The 12,762-nt window shown below is 70.9% G+C and carries 15 protein-coding genes; 6 read left to right on the forward strand and 9 right to left on the reverse strand.

The features are described 5' to 3' along the window. Window positions 1-35 precede the first annotated feature (35 nt). The 3 genes from IEZ01_RS17360 to IEZ01_RS35010 all read left to right on the forward strand — a co-directional run bounded on the left by IEZ01_RS17360 (window position 36) and on the right by IEZ01_RS35010 (window position 1,739). Entirely contained in the window at window positions 36-497 is a 462-nt protein-coding gene (locus tag IEZ01_RS17360; protein WP_019888280.1) for a phage holin family protein, read from the forward strand. Continuing rightward, window positions 494-1,435: an alpha/beta fold hydrolase gene (locus IEZ01_RS17365; protein WP_028797792.1), complete on the forward strand. Its 942-nt coding sequence runs from the start codon at window positions 494-496 to the stop codon at window positions 1,433-1,435. Before IEZ01_RS17360 ends, IEZ01_RS17365 begins: the two co-directional genes overlap by 4 nt. A 115-nt stretch (window positions 1,436-1,550) precedes the next feature. After that, window positions 1,551-1,739: a hypothetical protein gene (locus IEZ01_RS35010; protein ID WP_229833025.1), complete on the forward strand. Its 189-nt coding sequence runs from the start codon at window positions 1,551-1,553 to the stop codon at window positions 1,737-1,739. A gap of 203 nt (window positions 1,740-1,942) precedes the next feature. Here IEZ01_RS35010 and IEZ01_RS17370 read toward each other — a convergent pair whose 3' ends face one another. The 3 genes from IEZ01_RS17370 to nth form a co-directional block, all read right to left on the reverse strand. Continuing rightward, window positions 1,943-3,142 carry a MarP family serine protease gene (locus tag IEZ01_RS17370; protein WP_189202490.1) on the reverse strand — a complete coding sequence of 400 codons (1,200 nt, stop codon included), beginning with the start codon at window positions 3,140-3,142 and terminating at the stop codon, window positions 1,943-1,945. 46 nt (window positions 3,143-3,188) lie between these two features. Next, a complete protein-coding gene (locus IEZ01_RS17375; protein WP_028797790.1) occupies window positions 3,189-3,908 on the reverse strand; it encodes an NUDIX hydrolase in 720 nt (239 codons plus the stop codon). 84 nt (window positions 3,909-3,992) lie between these two features. After that, window positions 3,993-4,994 (reverse strand): endonuclease III, encoded by a 1,002-nt coding sequence (nth, locus tag IEZ01_RS17380; protein WP_078513362.1) that lies wholly within the window; start codon window positions 4,992-4,994, stop codon window positions 3,993-3,995. A gap of 345 nt (window positions 4,995-5,339) precedes the next feature. Between nth and IEZ01_RS17385 the strand changes: the two genes are divergently transcribed. Further along, entirely contained in the window at window positions 5,340-6,014 is a 675-nt protein-coding gene (locus IEZ01_RS17385; RefSeq protein ID WP_019888274.1) for a Crp/Fnr family transcriptional regulator, read from the forward strand. A gap of 114 nt (window positions 6,015-6,128) precedes the next feature. On the opposite strand, the gene IEZ01_RS17390 is transcribed toward IEZ01_RS17385, so the two are convergent. The 5 genes from IEZ01_RS17390 to sp36 all read right to left on the reverse strand — a co-directional run bounded on the left by IEZ01_RS17390 (window position 6,129) and on the right by sp36 (window position 9,891). Then, on the reverse strand, window positions 6,129-7,013 hold the full coding sequence (locus tag IEZ01_RS17390; protein ID WP_019888273.1) for a prohibitin family protein: 885 nt from the start codon (window positions 7,011-7,013) through the stop codon (window positions 6,129-6,131). Window positions 7,014-7,223: 210 nt separating this feature from the next. Beyond that, window positions 7,224-8,066, reverse strand: a complete 843-nt coding sequence (locus tag IEZ01_RS17395) for an MBL fold metallo-hydrolase (RefSeq protein WP_189202492.1) — start codon at window positions 8,064-8,066, stop codon at window positions 7,224-7,226. Between the two features lie 112 nt (window positions 8,067-8,178). Continuing rightward, entirely contained in the window at window positions 8,179-9,045 is an 867-nt protein-coding gene (locus IEZ01_RS17400; RefSeq protein ID WP_019888271.1) for an NUDIX hydrolase, read from the reverse strand. A gap of 220 nt (window positions 9,046-9,265) precedes the next feature. Next, the gene (locus IEZ01_RS17405) at window positions 9,266-9,733 is read right to left on the reverse strand and encodes a RidA family protein (protein WP_019888270.1); all 468 of its coding nucleotides are present in this window, start codon (window positions 9,731-9,733) and stop codon (window positions 9,266-9,268) included. Then, window positions 9,733-9,891 (reverse strand): Sp36 family protein, encoded by a 159-nt coding sequence (sp36, locus tag IEZ01_RS17410; protein WP_019888269.1) that lies wholly within the window; start codon window positions 9,889-9,891, stop codon window positions 9,733-9,735. The genes IEZ01_RS17405 and sp36 overlap by 1 nt, the downstream gene beginning before the upstream one ends. A gap of 72 nt (window positions 9,892-9,963) precedes the next feature. On the opposite strand from sp36, the gene bagA reads away from it, so the two are divergent. Next, a complete protein-coding gene (gene bagA / locus IEZ01_RS17415) occupies window positions 9,964-10,926 on the forward strand; it encodes an ATPase BagA (protein ID WP_019888267.1) in 963 nt (320 codons plus the stop codon). 35 nt (window positions 10,927-10,961) lie between these two features. Continuing rightward, window positions 10,962-12,428 carry an ATPase BagB gene (gene bagB / locus IEZ01_RS17420; protein ID WP_019888266.1) on the forward strand — a complete coding sequence of 489 codons (1,467 nt, stop codon included), beginning with the start codon at window positions 10,962-10,964 and terminating at the stop codon, window positions 12,426-12,428. Window positions 12,429-12,461: 33 nt separating this feature from the next. On the opposite strand, the gene IEZ01_RS17425 is transcribed toward bagB, so the two are convergent. Next, window positions 12,462-12,762: WhiB family transcriptional regulator (locus IEZ01_RS17425; RefSeq protein WP_229833028.1), on the reverse strand; the 301-nt coding region annotated here is incomplete at its 5' end.

A 12,762-nucleotide genomic window follows, 5' to 3' on the forward strand; every position in this document is an offset into this window, starting at 1 on the left:
TGAGGTCGGACCGTAGAAGAGAAGAGGGAGCAGCGATGAGCGACCCCGGCAAGAGCGTAGAGCTCGGCACCGAGCGCAGTCTCGGCCAGTTGGTCGCCTCGGCGACCGCCGAGATGTCCGCACTGGTGCATGACGAAATCGCGCTGGCCAAGGCCGAACTGCGGCAGGACGCCAAGCGCGCCGGAATCGGTGGCGCGGCCATCAGCATCGCGGGCGTGTTCGCGCTCTTCTCGCTGCCGGTGCTGAGTTTCGCGGCCGCGTACGGCATCCACAACCTGGGACTCGGGCTCGCCTGGTCGTTCCTGATCGTGGGCGTCGCGTACCTGGTGCTCGCGGGGCTGCTGTCGCTGCTCGCCGTGGCCAAGTTCAAGAAGGTCAAGCCCCCGGAGAAGTCGATCGCCTCGGCCAAGCAGACGGCTGCCGTACTGGGAACCGTCAAGCCGCATCCGCGCCCGGTCACGGACACCTCCGCGGCTGTGGCACGCTCGTCTGCATGACGGCCCCAGCAAGCAGCAACGGAAACGGCACCGGCAGCCCCGTGCGGATCGATGGTCCCTGGACACATCGCGACGTGGCGGCCAATGGTGCGCGCTTCCACATCGCCGAGATGGGCGACGGGCCGCTGGTGTTGCTGCTCCATGGCTTCCCGCAGTTCTGGTGGACGTGGCGCCATCAGCTGCCGGCGCTCGCCGACGCCGGATTCCGAGCCGTGGCCATGGATCTGCGGGGTGTGGGCGGCAGCGACCGTACGCCCCGGGGTTACGACCCCGCCAACCTCGCCCTCGACATCACCGGCGTGATCCGCTCGCTGGGCGAGCCGGACGCGGCGCTGGTCGGGCACGACCTCGGCGGCTACCTCGCGTGGACTGCGGCGGTCATGCGGCCCAAGCTGGTGCGCCGTCTCGCCGTCTCCTCGATGCCGCATCCCCGGCGCTGGCGCTCGGCGATGCTCTCCGACTTCTCGCAGACCCGGGCCGGTTCGTACGTCTGGGGCTTCCAGCGGCCGTGGCTGCCGGAGCGTCAGCTGGTCGCGGACGACGCGGCGCTGGTCGGAAAGCTCATCCAGGACTGGTCGGGGCCGGTGCCGCCGGAGGAGGACGCCCTTGAGGTGTACCGCAGGGCGATGACCATCCCGTCGACCGCGCACTGCTCGATCGAGCCGTACCGGTGGATGGTGCGCTCGCTGGCCCGGCCGGACGGCATCCAGTTCAACCGGCGCATGAAGCGGCCGGTGCGGGTGCCGACGCTGCATGTGCACGGCTCGCTCGACTCGGCCATGCGGACCCGTAGCGCCGCGGGATCGGGCGAGTACGTGGAGGCACCGTACCGCTGGCGGCTCTTCGACGGCCTGGGGCACTTCCCCCATGAGGAAGACCCAGTCGCTTTTTCCTCGGAGCTCATCAACTGGCTCAAGGATCCTGAACCGGACCGCTGAGCACGGTAAACCCCTCTGAACACCTGTCCTACGAACAGCCAAATGCCCGGCGCATAGGCCAATTGGCGGCCCCGGGGGCGGTTACCGACCTTGGGGCCCGGGCAGACGTCGAGGTATGGGTTGGACGCACGACTACGGTGACGTGGCACGCACCCGACGCTCGGCCGGTGGGCCGACGGACTCGGAGAGGGGTGGTCCCCAGGAGAGGGGCCACGCGCATCCCGGCCAAGGCGTCGGGATTTCAAGGATTCTTCGGCGCCGTGCGCGCTGGGTCTCGGCGCGGTTGCGGCACACCCGCGACTGAGAACGCGTCGCCGGGCGACGACACCCCGTCGCCGCCGCGCCCCTGACGCAAACACCTCCCGTGGTCGAGCGGGTTCGAACGGGATCGATTGAGCGGGATTCATCGGGCAGGTCTGTCCTTCGCCTGCCCGCTGCCACCCCGTTCATGCGGCTACGGGGCCGTACTTCCGCACGGGCCCGCGGGCGTACCGCTTCAGGGCGCAGCTAGAGGGCGCAGCCCTGGCTGTCGACCTGCTGGTTCGCCGTACGGCCGCGGGTGATGTCCTCGCGGATCTCGTCGACGGTCAGCGCGTAGCCGGTGTTCTGGTCGTCCAGGGAGCGGGCGAAGATGACGCCGTAGACCTTGCCGTCCGGGGTGAGCAGCGGTCCTCCGGAGTTGCCCTGACGGACCGTCGCGAACAGCGAGTACACATCGCGGCGGACCTCGCCGCGGTGGTAGATGTCGGGGCCGTTGGCGTTGATCCGGCCGCGGACGCGGGCGGAGCGCACGTCGTATCCGCCGTTCTCCGGGAAGCCGGCGACGATCGCGCCGTCGCCGCTGCGGGCGTCGCCCTCGGTGAAGGAGAGCGCGGGCGCGTCCAGGTCGGGCACGTCCAGGACGGCGATGTCACGCCGCCAGTCGTAGAGGACGACCTTGGCGTCGTACAGCTTGCCCTCACCGCCTATCTGGACGGTGGGCTCGTCGACGCCGCCCACGACGTGGGCGTTGGTCATGACCCGGCGGTCGGCGAAGACGAATCCGGTGCCTTCGAGGACCTTGCCGCAGCTCGGGGCCGTGCCGACGACCTTCACGATGGAGCGCTGGGCGCGCGCCGCGACGGGGCTGTTGGCCAAGGCGGGGTCGGGGGCGCGGACTTCCGTGATGGGCTCGTTGGCGAACGGGCTGAAGACCTGCGGGAAGCCGTTCTGCGCGAGGACCGAGGAGAAGTCGGTGAACCAGGTCGAGGCTTGAGAGGGCATCACCCGGGAGACCCCGAGCAGCACCTTGGAGTTGCGGACTTCCTTGCCCAGGGTGGGCAGGGACGTTCCGGCGAGGGCGGAGCCGATGAGCCAGGCCACCAGCAGCATCGCCACTACGTTGACCAGGGCACCGCCCGTGGCGTCCAGGGCCCGGGCGGGGGTCCAGGTGATGTGGCGGCGCAGGCGGTTGCCGAGGTGGGTGGTGAAGGCCTGGCCGACGGAGGCGCAGACGATCACGATCACCACGGCGACGACGGCCCAGGTCGTCGAAACTTCGGAGTCGCCCGTGAGCTGGTCCCAGATGACAGGGAGCAGATAGACGGCGACGAGTCCGCCGCCCAGGAAGCCGATCACCGACAGGATGCCGACGACGAAGCCCTGGCGATAACCGACGATCGCGAACCACACGGCGGCGACCAGCAACAGGATGTCCAGCACGTTCACCGTCAATAGCCTCGCAGATTCGTCTTCGGTCGCCTGGGTCAGCCTGTCATGAGCGCCAGTCGAGCGGGACCTGCCTCGACCGGTCCCACGGCCTCTCCCAGCCTGCGAAGTGAAGGATCCTGTCGATCACTCCGGCCGTAAAACCCCAGACCAGAGCCGATGCGACCAGGAATGCGGGGCCTTGGTGCCCACTCGGGTGGACCGTGGTGGCGCGATTGGCCGGATCCGTGAGATCCGCCACGGGGACCGTGAAGACCCGCGCGGTCTCGCCCGGGTCGACGACGCCCACGGGCGACGGCCGGCGCCACCAGCCGAGCACGGGTGTGACGACGAACTTGCTCACCGGGATGTACAGCGCCGGCAGCACGCCGAAGACCTGGACACCGGACGGGTCGAGTCCGGTCTCCTCCTCGGCCTCCCGCAGGGCGGCCCGCAGCAGCCCGCCGCTCTCCGGGGCGCCGTCCTCGGGGTCGAGGGCGCCGCCGGGGAAGGAGGGCTGTCCGGCGTGCGAGCGGAGGCTGCCCGAACGCTCCATCAGGAGCAGCTCGGGGCCGCGCTCGCCCTCGCCGAAGAGGATCAGGACGGCGGACTGGCGGCCGCTGCCGCTCTCGGGCGGCAGAAACCGGCTCAGCTGCTCCGGTGAGACGGTCCTCGCGGCCCGCTCGACCGGCTCCAGCCAGTCGGGCAGGCCCCTACTCGTCACGGCGATCTCGCCGTCGATACGGCGGTCGATCCCGCCGTCGTATGTCTCACCCGCGCGCGTCATGAGCACCCCCGTCGTCTCCAACGCCGGGGAGGGCCACGATCGTTCCGGCTCCGGGGCGCGTCACCCTCCAGGGGGTGGGGCGGCTCATGAGGCGTCCAGCGGCGGCGCTGGGCGGCCGGGGTAGTCGGCGGGCGGGTTGAGTCGCTGTCCCGGGAAGCCGCCCATCTCGTACTTGAGGAGCTTCTTGGCCTTCTCGGGGTCCGTCTCGCCCTCTCCGTACGCGGGGCACAGATGCGTGATCGGGCAGGCGCCGCACGCGGGCTTACGGGCGTGGCAGATGCGGCGGCCGTGGAAGATCACCCGGTGGGACAGCATCGTCCACTCGCTCTTGGGGAAGATCTCGGCGATCTCCGCCTCGATCTTCACCGGGTCGTCCTGCTCGGTCAGCTTCCAGCGGCGGACGAGCCGCATGAAGTGGGTGTCGACGGTGATGCCCGGCACGCCGAAGGCGTTGCCGAGGACCACGAACGCCGTCTTACGGCCCACGCCGGGCAGCGTGACGAGGTCGTCGAGGCGGCCGGGGACCTGCCCGCCGAAGTTGTCCCTCAGGGCCGCGGAGAGGCCGATGATCGACTTGGTCTTGGCCCGGAAGAACCCGGTCGGGCGGATGAGCTCCTCGACCTTCTCCGGGTCGGCGGCGGCGAGGTCCTCGGCGGTTGGGTAGGCGGCGAAGAGCCCGGGGGTGGTCTGGTTCACCCGCAGGTCGGTGGTCTGCGCCGAGAGGACCGTCGCGATGAGCAGCTCGAACGGGTTCCGGAAGTCCAGCTCCGGATGGGCGTACGAATAGACCTCGGCGAGCTCGCGGTTGATACGGCGGGCCCGGCGGACCATGGCCAGCCTGCTCTCGGGCTTGGCGGACTTGGCCGGCTTGGCGGCGTTGGCCGAAGCGGCGACGGTGGCGGGCGTGGCCGAGTCCGAAGCGGCGGTCTTCGCGCGCGTGGCGGGCTTCGGGGCCTTCGCGCGCGTGACGGGCTTCGCCGGCGCCGCGGGCTCGGCGGCCTCCGTCGGAGTCGCCGCCGCGGTCGCCCCCGGCCTCGCCTTCGTCGACTTCTTCGGCTTCACCGTCCGGTCGTTGCTCTCTGCCATGCCCGAAGGCTACGCCGGACGGCCTGGGTGCGAGTCGATGTTCACGTGACCTCCAGGCCTTCGGTCGACATCCGGACTGCGCCATTCCGTTTCACGCGCTTTGCCCCATTCCTCCCACCCGCCCGGAGCGTGTTCGCCCACAGCGGAATCCCATGGCGCCCCTCACCCACCCGGCCCTCTGCGACGGCGCTCCGACCGGCGAGTTGGGGGATTCGACCCCTGACGCACAACGGGGCACGCCAGTACGTCAGACTTGTAGGGGATCCTTGTGATCGATCGCACTGTTTTACGGTGCGGCATCATGGGGACCACGGTCCCCTGAGCAGGTCGACAAGGAGAGAACTCGTGGACGACGTTCTGCGGCGCGCCCCGCTCTTCGCGGCGCTCGATGACGAGCAGGCCGCGGAGCTGCGCGCCTCGATGAGTGAAGCGACGCTCGCCCGTGGCGACGCGCTCTTCCACGAGGGCGACCCCGGGGACCGGCTGTACGTGGTCACCGAGGGCAAGGTGAAGCTCCACCGCACCTCCCCCGACGGCCGCGAGAACATGCTCGCCGTCCTCGGCCCCGGTGAGCTGATCGGCGAGCTGTCGCTGTTCGACCCGGGCCCGCGTACCGCCACCGCCACCGCGCTGACCGAGGTCAAGCTGCTCGGCCTGGGCCACGGCGACCTCCAGCCCTGGCTGAACGCCCGCCCCGAGGTGGCCACCGCCCTGCTGCGCGCGGTCGCCCGCCGACTGCGCCGGACCAACGACCAGATGTCCGACCTGGTCTTCTCCGACGTGCCGGGCCGTGTCGCCCGCGCGCTCCTCGACCTGTCGCGCCGCTTCGGCGTGCAGTCGGAGGAGGGCATCCACGTCGTCCACGACCTCACCCAGGAAGAGCTGGCCCAGCTGGTCGGCGCCTCCCGCGAGACGGTCAACAAGGCTCTCGCCGACTTCGCCCAGCGCGGCTGGCTCCGCCTGGAGGCGCGTGCGGTGATCCTGCTGGACGTGGAGCGCCTGGCGAAGCGCTCGCGCTGAGCTGAGTCGCTCACCCGAGTACGGCTGAAATACGCCTGAGTACGTACGAGAGGGCCGCCCCGGAATCGACCGGGGCGGCCCTCTCGCGTACGGGAACGACCGCCGCGGGTGGCGTTACTTCTTCGTGCCGTCCACGATCAGCGGAGTGCCGCTGCCGCCGCCGCACGGCACCGCGTACACCGGATTGCGGGCCGAGGCGTCCTTGAAGGCGTCGATGCACTGGTTGAGCAGGATCTTGTCGGTGAGCGAGTCGTTGAGGATCTTGTTGGCCCGGGCGATGCCCTCGGCCTCGATCTTGCGCCGGTCGGACTCGGCCTTCGCCGTACGGGCCGCCTCGGTGGCGCGCTCGGTGGCCTGCTGCTGCTGAATCTTGCGGTCGATCTGCGTCTGCAGGGCGTCCGAGGGCTTCACGTTGCGCAGGTTGACCGTGGTGACGTCGATGCCGCGCGGCTTCAGCCGCTCCTTGATCAGCGCGCCGATCTCGGTGTTGATCTTCTCGCGGGCCGAGGCGTAGCCCTCCTCGCTCGTGTGGCGGGCGAAGACATTGCGGATGATCTCGCGACTGTCGGGGAAGACCAGGCGCTGCTGGATGGCGCCCTCGCTGCCGGCCAGCTTGTACAGCTCGACCGCCTTCGACGGGGTCACCGCCCACTTCACGGTCACCTCCGCGTACATCACGCCGCCCTGCGAGGAGCGGACCTCGACGACGTCCTTGTCGGAGAGGTTGAGGTCCACCGGGCGCGTGGAGAAGGTGGTGATCGTGGTGAAGGGCGAGGTGAGGTGCATGCCGGAGGTCATGGGCGAGCCGACCTTGCCGAACGCGACCGGGACACCGACCTCGTAGGCGCTGATGACGGTCAGGGTGGAGCCGAGCCCGGCGAAGACGGCGGCGATCAGGGCACCGACCGCGCCGAGCTTCAGACCACGACGGTCGCCGGTGCGCGCGACGACGTACAGCACCACCGCAGCGACGATGAGCACGATGGACAGGACAAACACGTGGAGTTCCCCCCAGGAACGGCGGCCAGAAGTAAGCGGAGCGTAAAGCATCGGCCGAAGCCTTCTCAGGGGGAGGGTCCCCCAGCGCTGCTACGGCCCGTGCCCGCCACGCGCGCGTGGCGGGCCGTTCCCGCTCCACGCGCGCGTGTTTGCGTGCGTACGTGCGGACTCGCCTACGCACGGACCGGCCAGGGCTGAGGGCGGGTGGTCCTATCGCCCGCCCGGAATCAGGCCGTGCTCCTGGAGGTACTCCAGCTGCGCCCGGACCGACAGTTCCGCCGCCGGCCACAGCGAGCGGTCCACGTCGGCGTACACATGGGCCACGACCTCCGACGGGGTCACATGGCCGTTCTCGACGGCCGTCTCCACCTGGGCGAGCCGGTGGGCACGGTGGGCGAGGTAGAACTCGACCGCGCCCTGGGCGTCGTCCAGGACCGGGCCGTGGCCCGGCAGGACCGTGTGGACGCCGTCGTCGACCGTGAGCGAGCGCAGCCGGCGCAGCGAGTCCAGGTAGTCGCCGAGGCGCCCGTCCGGGTGCGCCACCATCGTCGTCCCCCGGCCCAGGATCGTGTCGCCCGTCAGGACGGCGCGGTCGGCGGGCAGATGGAAGCAGAGCGAGTCCGAGGTGTGGCCGGGGGTCGGGACGACCCGCAGCTCCAGGCCGCCCAGAGTGATCACGTCACCGGCCGCGAGGCCCTCGTCTCCCAGCCGCAACGCCGGATCCAGCGCCCTGACATGAGTCCGGGTCAGCTCGGCGAACCGGCCCGCGCCCTCCGCATGGTCCGGGTGACCGTGCGTCAGCAAGGTCAGGGCGACCCGCTTGCCGAGGCGCTCCGCGGTCGTGATCACGTTCCGCAGGTGCGCTTCGTCCAGCGGCCCCGGGTCGACGACCGCGGCCAGTTCGGAGTCGGGCTCGAAGACGATCCAGGTGTTGGTGCCGTCGAGCGTCATCGCGGACGGGTTCGGCGCGAGGACGTTCACCGCGCGCGTGGTGGCGGGCCCGGAGAGCACCCCTCCGCGCGGCTGTCCGGGCAGGGCGGCGGCGTCACTCATGCGAGGCCTCCTGTTCGGCGACGGGCCGTGGTGACCTCCATGGTGGCCTCCCCGGGCGCCGGTACTCGCGCGGAGCACCCCGGCAGCAGCCGCCCGCGCGCCTTCCGCCGGTTCATGCCGTGCCTCCCGTCGGGATGTGCTTGGTGAACTCATCGTGTCCCGGCCAGCTCAGGATCAGCTCGTCGCCTTCGAGCCGCGCCTGGGCGAGGACGGGCGTCAGGTCCTGTCCGGCGGCCGCGGCGAGCGCGTCGGCGGCCGTCGCGTACGGCGCCAGGGTCCGCAGGGTGGAGATCGTCGGCGGCATCATCAGCAGCTCGCCGCGGTCGTATCCGGCCGCGGCCTCGGCCGGCCGGATCCAGACCGTACGATCCGCCTCCGTCGAGGCGTTCCGGGTCCGCTGTCCGGCCGGGAGCGCCGCGACGAAGAACCACGTGTCGTACCGCCTGGGCTCGAACTCCGGAGTGATCCAGCGCGCCCACGCGCCCAGCAGATCGGAGCGCAGGACGAGCCCCCTGCGGTCCAGAAAGTCGGCGAACGACAGCTTCCGCTCGACCAGGGCCTCGCGGTCGGCCTCCCAGTCGGCGCCCGTGATGTCGCTCACCACCGTGTCCGCGGTCTCCCCCGCGAGCAGCACCCCGGCCTCCTCGTACGTCTCGCGTACGGCCGCGCAGACGATGGCCTGCGCCTCGGCCGGGTCCGGTACGCCGAGCCGCGCCGCCCACTCCGCGCGGGACGGGCCCGCCCACCGCACGGGATGCTCGTCGCGCGGATCGACACCGCCGCCCGGATAGGCGTACGCGCCTCCGGCGAAGGCCATGGAGGTCCGGCGGCGCAGCATGTGCACGGCCGGACCTTCGGCGCCGTCCCGCAGCAGCATCACGGTCGCGGCCCGCCTGGGCGCGGCGGGAGTGAGCTCCCCGTCCGCGAGGGCGCGGATCAGGTCGGGCCATTCCGGTGGGTACCACTGACCATTGGGCATGGCCGGATGCTATGCGCATCCATCCGGATGTTCGAGGGGCCGTCACCGCGCGCGGTGGCCCCGACACGGCCGGCCAAGGGCCGCTGGGTCCGTCGAGGCCGCCGGACGCTGTACGGCCCCGCCCCGCCGCTCTCGGGCGGCGGCCACGGGGCCGTATCGACAGGGCGCGTACGGGTTGGTCGCGTACGGGTCGGTCACGTACGGACCGGTCACGTACGGGTCAGTCCTGGAAGAGCTCCACCTGGATCTCGACCTCGACCGGCGCGTCCAGGGGCAGCACGGTGACGCCGACGGCGCTGCGCGCGTGCACACCCTTGTCGCCGAGCGCGGCACCCAGCAGCTCGCTGGCGCCGTTGATGACACCGGGCTGACCGGTGAAGTCCGCCGCCGAGGCGACGAAGCCGACGACCTTGACGACCCGCTTGATCCGGTCCAGGTCACCGGCGACCGACTTCACGGCGGCCAGGGCGTTCAGGGCGCAGATACGGGCGAGGTCCTTCGCCTCTTCCGCGGTGACCTCGCCACCGACCTTGCCGGTGACCGGCAGCTTGCCCGCGACCATCGGGAGCTGGCCCGAGGTGTAGACGTACACGCCGGACTCAACGGCGGGCTGGTACGCGGCGATCGGCGGGACGACCTCGGGCAGCGTCAGCCCGAGCTCGGCCAGCTTCTCCTCGACAGCGCCCATCAGCCCTTCTCCCGCTTCAGGTAGGCCACCAGCTGCTCAGGGTTGTTCGGCCCGGGAACGACCTGGACGAGCTCCCAGCCGTCCTCGCCCCAGGTGTCCAGAATCTGCTTCGTCGCGTGCACGAGAAGGGGCACGGTCGCGTATTCCCACTTGGTCATGGAGCCGACTGTAGCCGCTGCCACAGGCAGCCTCCTGCTTAGGCCGCGGTGCCACTGGTTAGGCTCGAAGGCGTGAGCAGGCTCCAGGTCGTCAGCGGCAAGGGCGGTACCGGTAAGACGACGGTCGCCGCCGCCCTCGCGCTCGCCCTCGCGACCGAGGGCAAGCGGACTCTCCTCGTGGAGGTCGAAGGCAGGCAGGGCATCGCACAGCTCTTCGAGACGGAAGCGCTTCCCTACGAGGAGCGCAAGATCGCCGTCGCCCCGGGCGGCGGCGAGGTGTACGCGCTGGCGATCGACGCCGAGCGCGCGCTCCTCGACTACCTCCAGATGTTCTACAAGCTGGGCGGCGCCGGCCGGGCGCTGAAAAAACTCGGCGCGATCGACTTCGCGACCACCATCGCCCCCGGCGTCCGGGACGTCCTGCTGACCGGCAAGGCGTGCGAGGCGGTCCGCCGACGGGAGAAGCAGGGCGGGTACACGTACGACTACGTCGTCATGGACGCGCCGCCGACCGGCCGCATCACCCGCTTCCTCAATGTGAACGACGAGGTGGCCGGGCTCGCGCGGATCGGCCCGATACACAATCAGGCGCAGGCCGTGATGCGGGTCCTCAAGTCCCCGGAGACCGCGGTCCATCTGGTGACGCTGCTGGAGGAGATGCCGGTGCAGGAGACCGCGGACGGCATCGCGGAGCTCCAGGAGGCGGAGCTTCCGGTCGGCCAGGTCATCGTGAACATGGTGCGGCCGCACCTGCTGGACGAGGCCGCGGTCGGGGCAGCCGACGGCGACCACCGCGACGACATCGCCAAGGCGCTCGCCGCGACGGGCGTCCCGGGCGCCACGGAGCTCGTGTCCCCGCTCCTGGAGCAGGCCGCCGAGCACGCGCAGCGGGTGGAGCTGGAGCGGGAGCAGCGTGGAGTCCTGGAGAAGCTGAAGGTGCCGACGTACGAACTCCCCTATCTCGGCGAGGGCGCGGACATCGCCGGTCTGTACCGGCTGGCCAAGGAACTACGGAAGCTCGGGGTGGGCGCGTGACGGAAACATCCGGGAGGGGCGGCGGCCGCGGCACGATGAGCGGCCCGGACACGGACGAGAACCGCGGGGCGGACGAGAACCGAGGTGCGAGGGAGAGCCACGGTTCGGACGAGAGCGGCGACGGCGGCCGGGGGCTGGAGGCCTGCCCCGGTCTGGAGGTCGATCCGCTGATCGACGATCCGGGCACCCGCATCATCGTCTGCTGCGGCGCCGGAGGCGTGGGCAAGACGACCACCGCGGCGGCCCTGGGCGTACGGGCGGCGGAGCGCGGCCGCAAGGTCGTGGTCCTCACCATCGACCCGGCGCGCCGGCTCGCCCAGTCGATGGGCATCGACTCGCTGGACAACACCCCGCGGCGGGTGAGGGGTATCAACGGCGGCGGCGAACTGCACGCCATGATGCTCGACATGAAGCGCACGTTCGACGAGATCGTCGAGGCGCACGCGGACCCCGAGCGGGCCCGCGCGATCCTGGAGAACCCGTTCTACCAGTCCCTGTCGGCCGGTTTCGCGGGCACGCAGGAGTACATGGCGATGGAGAAGCTGGGCCAGCTGCGAGCCCGGGACGAGTGGGACCTGATCGTCGTCGACACGCCACCGTCCCGCTCGGCGCTGGACTTCCTGGACGCCCCCAAGCGGCTCGGCTCGTTCCTGGACGGAAAGTTCATCAAGCTGCTGATGGCCCCCGCGAAGATGGGCGGCCGGGCCGGGATGAAGTTCCTGAATGTCGGCATGTCGATGATGACCGGGACGCTCGGCAAGCTGCTCGGGGGTCAGCTGCTGCGCGACGTACAGACGTTCGTGGCCGCGATGGACACGATGTTCGGCGGCTTCCGGACCCGTGCCGACGCCACGTACCGGCTGCTCCAGGCACCGGGCACCGCGTTCCTGGTGGTGGCGGCGCCCGAGCGGGACGCGCTGCGCGAGGCGGCGTACTTCGTGGAGCGGCTGGCGGCGGAGGAGATGCCGCTGGCCGGTCTGGTCCTCAACCGCGTCCATGGGAGCGGCGCCGCCCGGCTGTCGGCCGAGCGGGCGCTCGCCGCCGCGGAAAATCTTGAGGAGAGCCGCATTGTGGATCAGGAGGCCGGGAAGACTGCTGGGCGTGGCTCCTGGGCGCCCTCTCCCGAGCCCGAGCCGCCAGCCACTGATTCAGCCCAGCCTCAGCCCGCCCTCACGGACTCGCCCCAGTCCGGTCGTACGGAAGCCTCACCGACACAGGTGTCGGCAGATTTGTCGGCACCTTCGTCGGCGCGTTCGTCGGTCGAGCCCGCAGCCGAGCCCACGGTCGAGGAGTTGACCGCAGGTCTGCTCCGGCTGCATGCCGAGCGAATGCAGGTGCTCGTGCGTGAACAGCGCACGCGCGATCGCTTCACCGCGCTCCACCCTGAGGTGGCGGTGGCCGAGGTGGCCGCCCTGCCCGGCGACGTACACGACCTCGCTGGGCTTCGGGCCATCGGTGATCGTCTCGCGACCGGTGGGTCGTCCCCGGCCGGAGCTGCGTAGCGACGCGGAGGTGTCGAGGGGAGCGGGCGGGGGTCAGCCCACCGCCGCGAACGCCTCGTACGTCTCGTCGTCCTCCATGGCGACGGGCAGCAGGCCCGCGCCCCGCTCGTACTCCGTACGTGCGGTCTCCAGCAGTCGGCGCCACGAGGTGACGGTCGGCCGCCGGCGCAGCAGTGCGCGGCGCTCCCGCTCCGTCATGCCGCCCCACACGCCGAACTCGACGCGGTTGTCCAGCGCGTCGGCCAGGCATTCGGTCCGCACCGGGCATCCGGTGCACACTGCCTTGGCCCTGTTCTGCGCTGCTCCTTGTACGAACAGTTCATCCGGATCGGTA

It is taken from the genome of Streptomyces purpureus, from assembly GCF_014648195.1.
Taxonomy (GTDB): domain Bacteria; phylum Actinomycetota; class Actinomycetes; order Streptomycetales; family Streptomycetaceae; genus Streptomyces; species Streptomyces purpureus.

Coding starts and splice junctions, on each gene's coding strand:
- IEZ01_RS17395 (WP_189202492.1), bottom strand. CDS start 8,066: ATGAGTGACGCCGCCGCCCTGCCCGGACAGCCGCGCGGAGGGGTGCTC.
- IEZ01_RS35010 (WP_229833025.1), top strand. CDS start 1,551: ATGGGTTGGACGCACGACTACGGTGACGTGGCACGCACCCGACGCTCG.
- IEZ01_RS17360 (WP_019888280.1), top strand. CDS start 36: ATGAGCGACCCCGGCAAGAGCGTAGAGCTCGGCACCGAGCGCAGTCTC.
- IEZ01_RS17400 (WP_019888271.1), bottom strand. CDS start 9,045: ATGCCCAATGGTCAGTGGTACCCACCGGAATGGCCCGACCTGATCCGC.
- nth (WP_078513362.1), bottom strand. CDS start 4,994: ATGGCAGAGAGCAACGACCGGACGGTGAAGCCGAAGAAGTCGACGAAG.
- IEZ01_RS17365 (WP_028797792.1), top strand. CDS start 494: ATGACGGCCCCAGCAAGCAGCAACGGAAACGGCACCGGCAGCCCCGTG.
- sp36 (WP_019888269.1), bottom strand. CDS start 9,891: ATGACCAAGTGGGAATACGCGACCGTGCCCCTTCTCGTGCACGCGACG.
- bagB (WP_019888266.1), top strand. CDS start 10,962: ATGAGCGGCCCGGACACGGACGAGAACCGCGGGGCGGACGAGAACCGA.
- IEZ01_RS17405 (WP_019888270.1), bottom strand. CDS start 9,733: ATGGGCGCTGTCGAGGAGAAGCTGGCCGAGCTCGGGCTGACGCTGCCC.
- IEZ01_RS17375 (WP_028797790.1), bottom strand. CDS start 3,908: ATGACGCGCGCGGGTGAGACATACGACGGCGGGATCGACCGCCGTATC.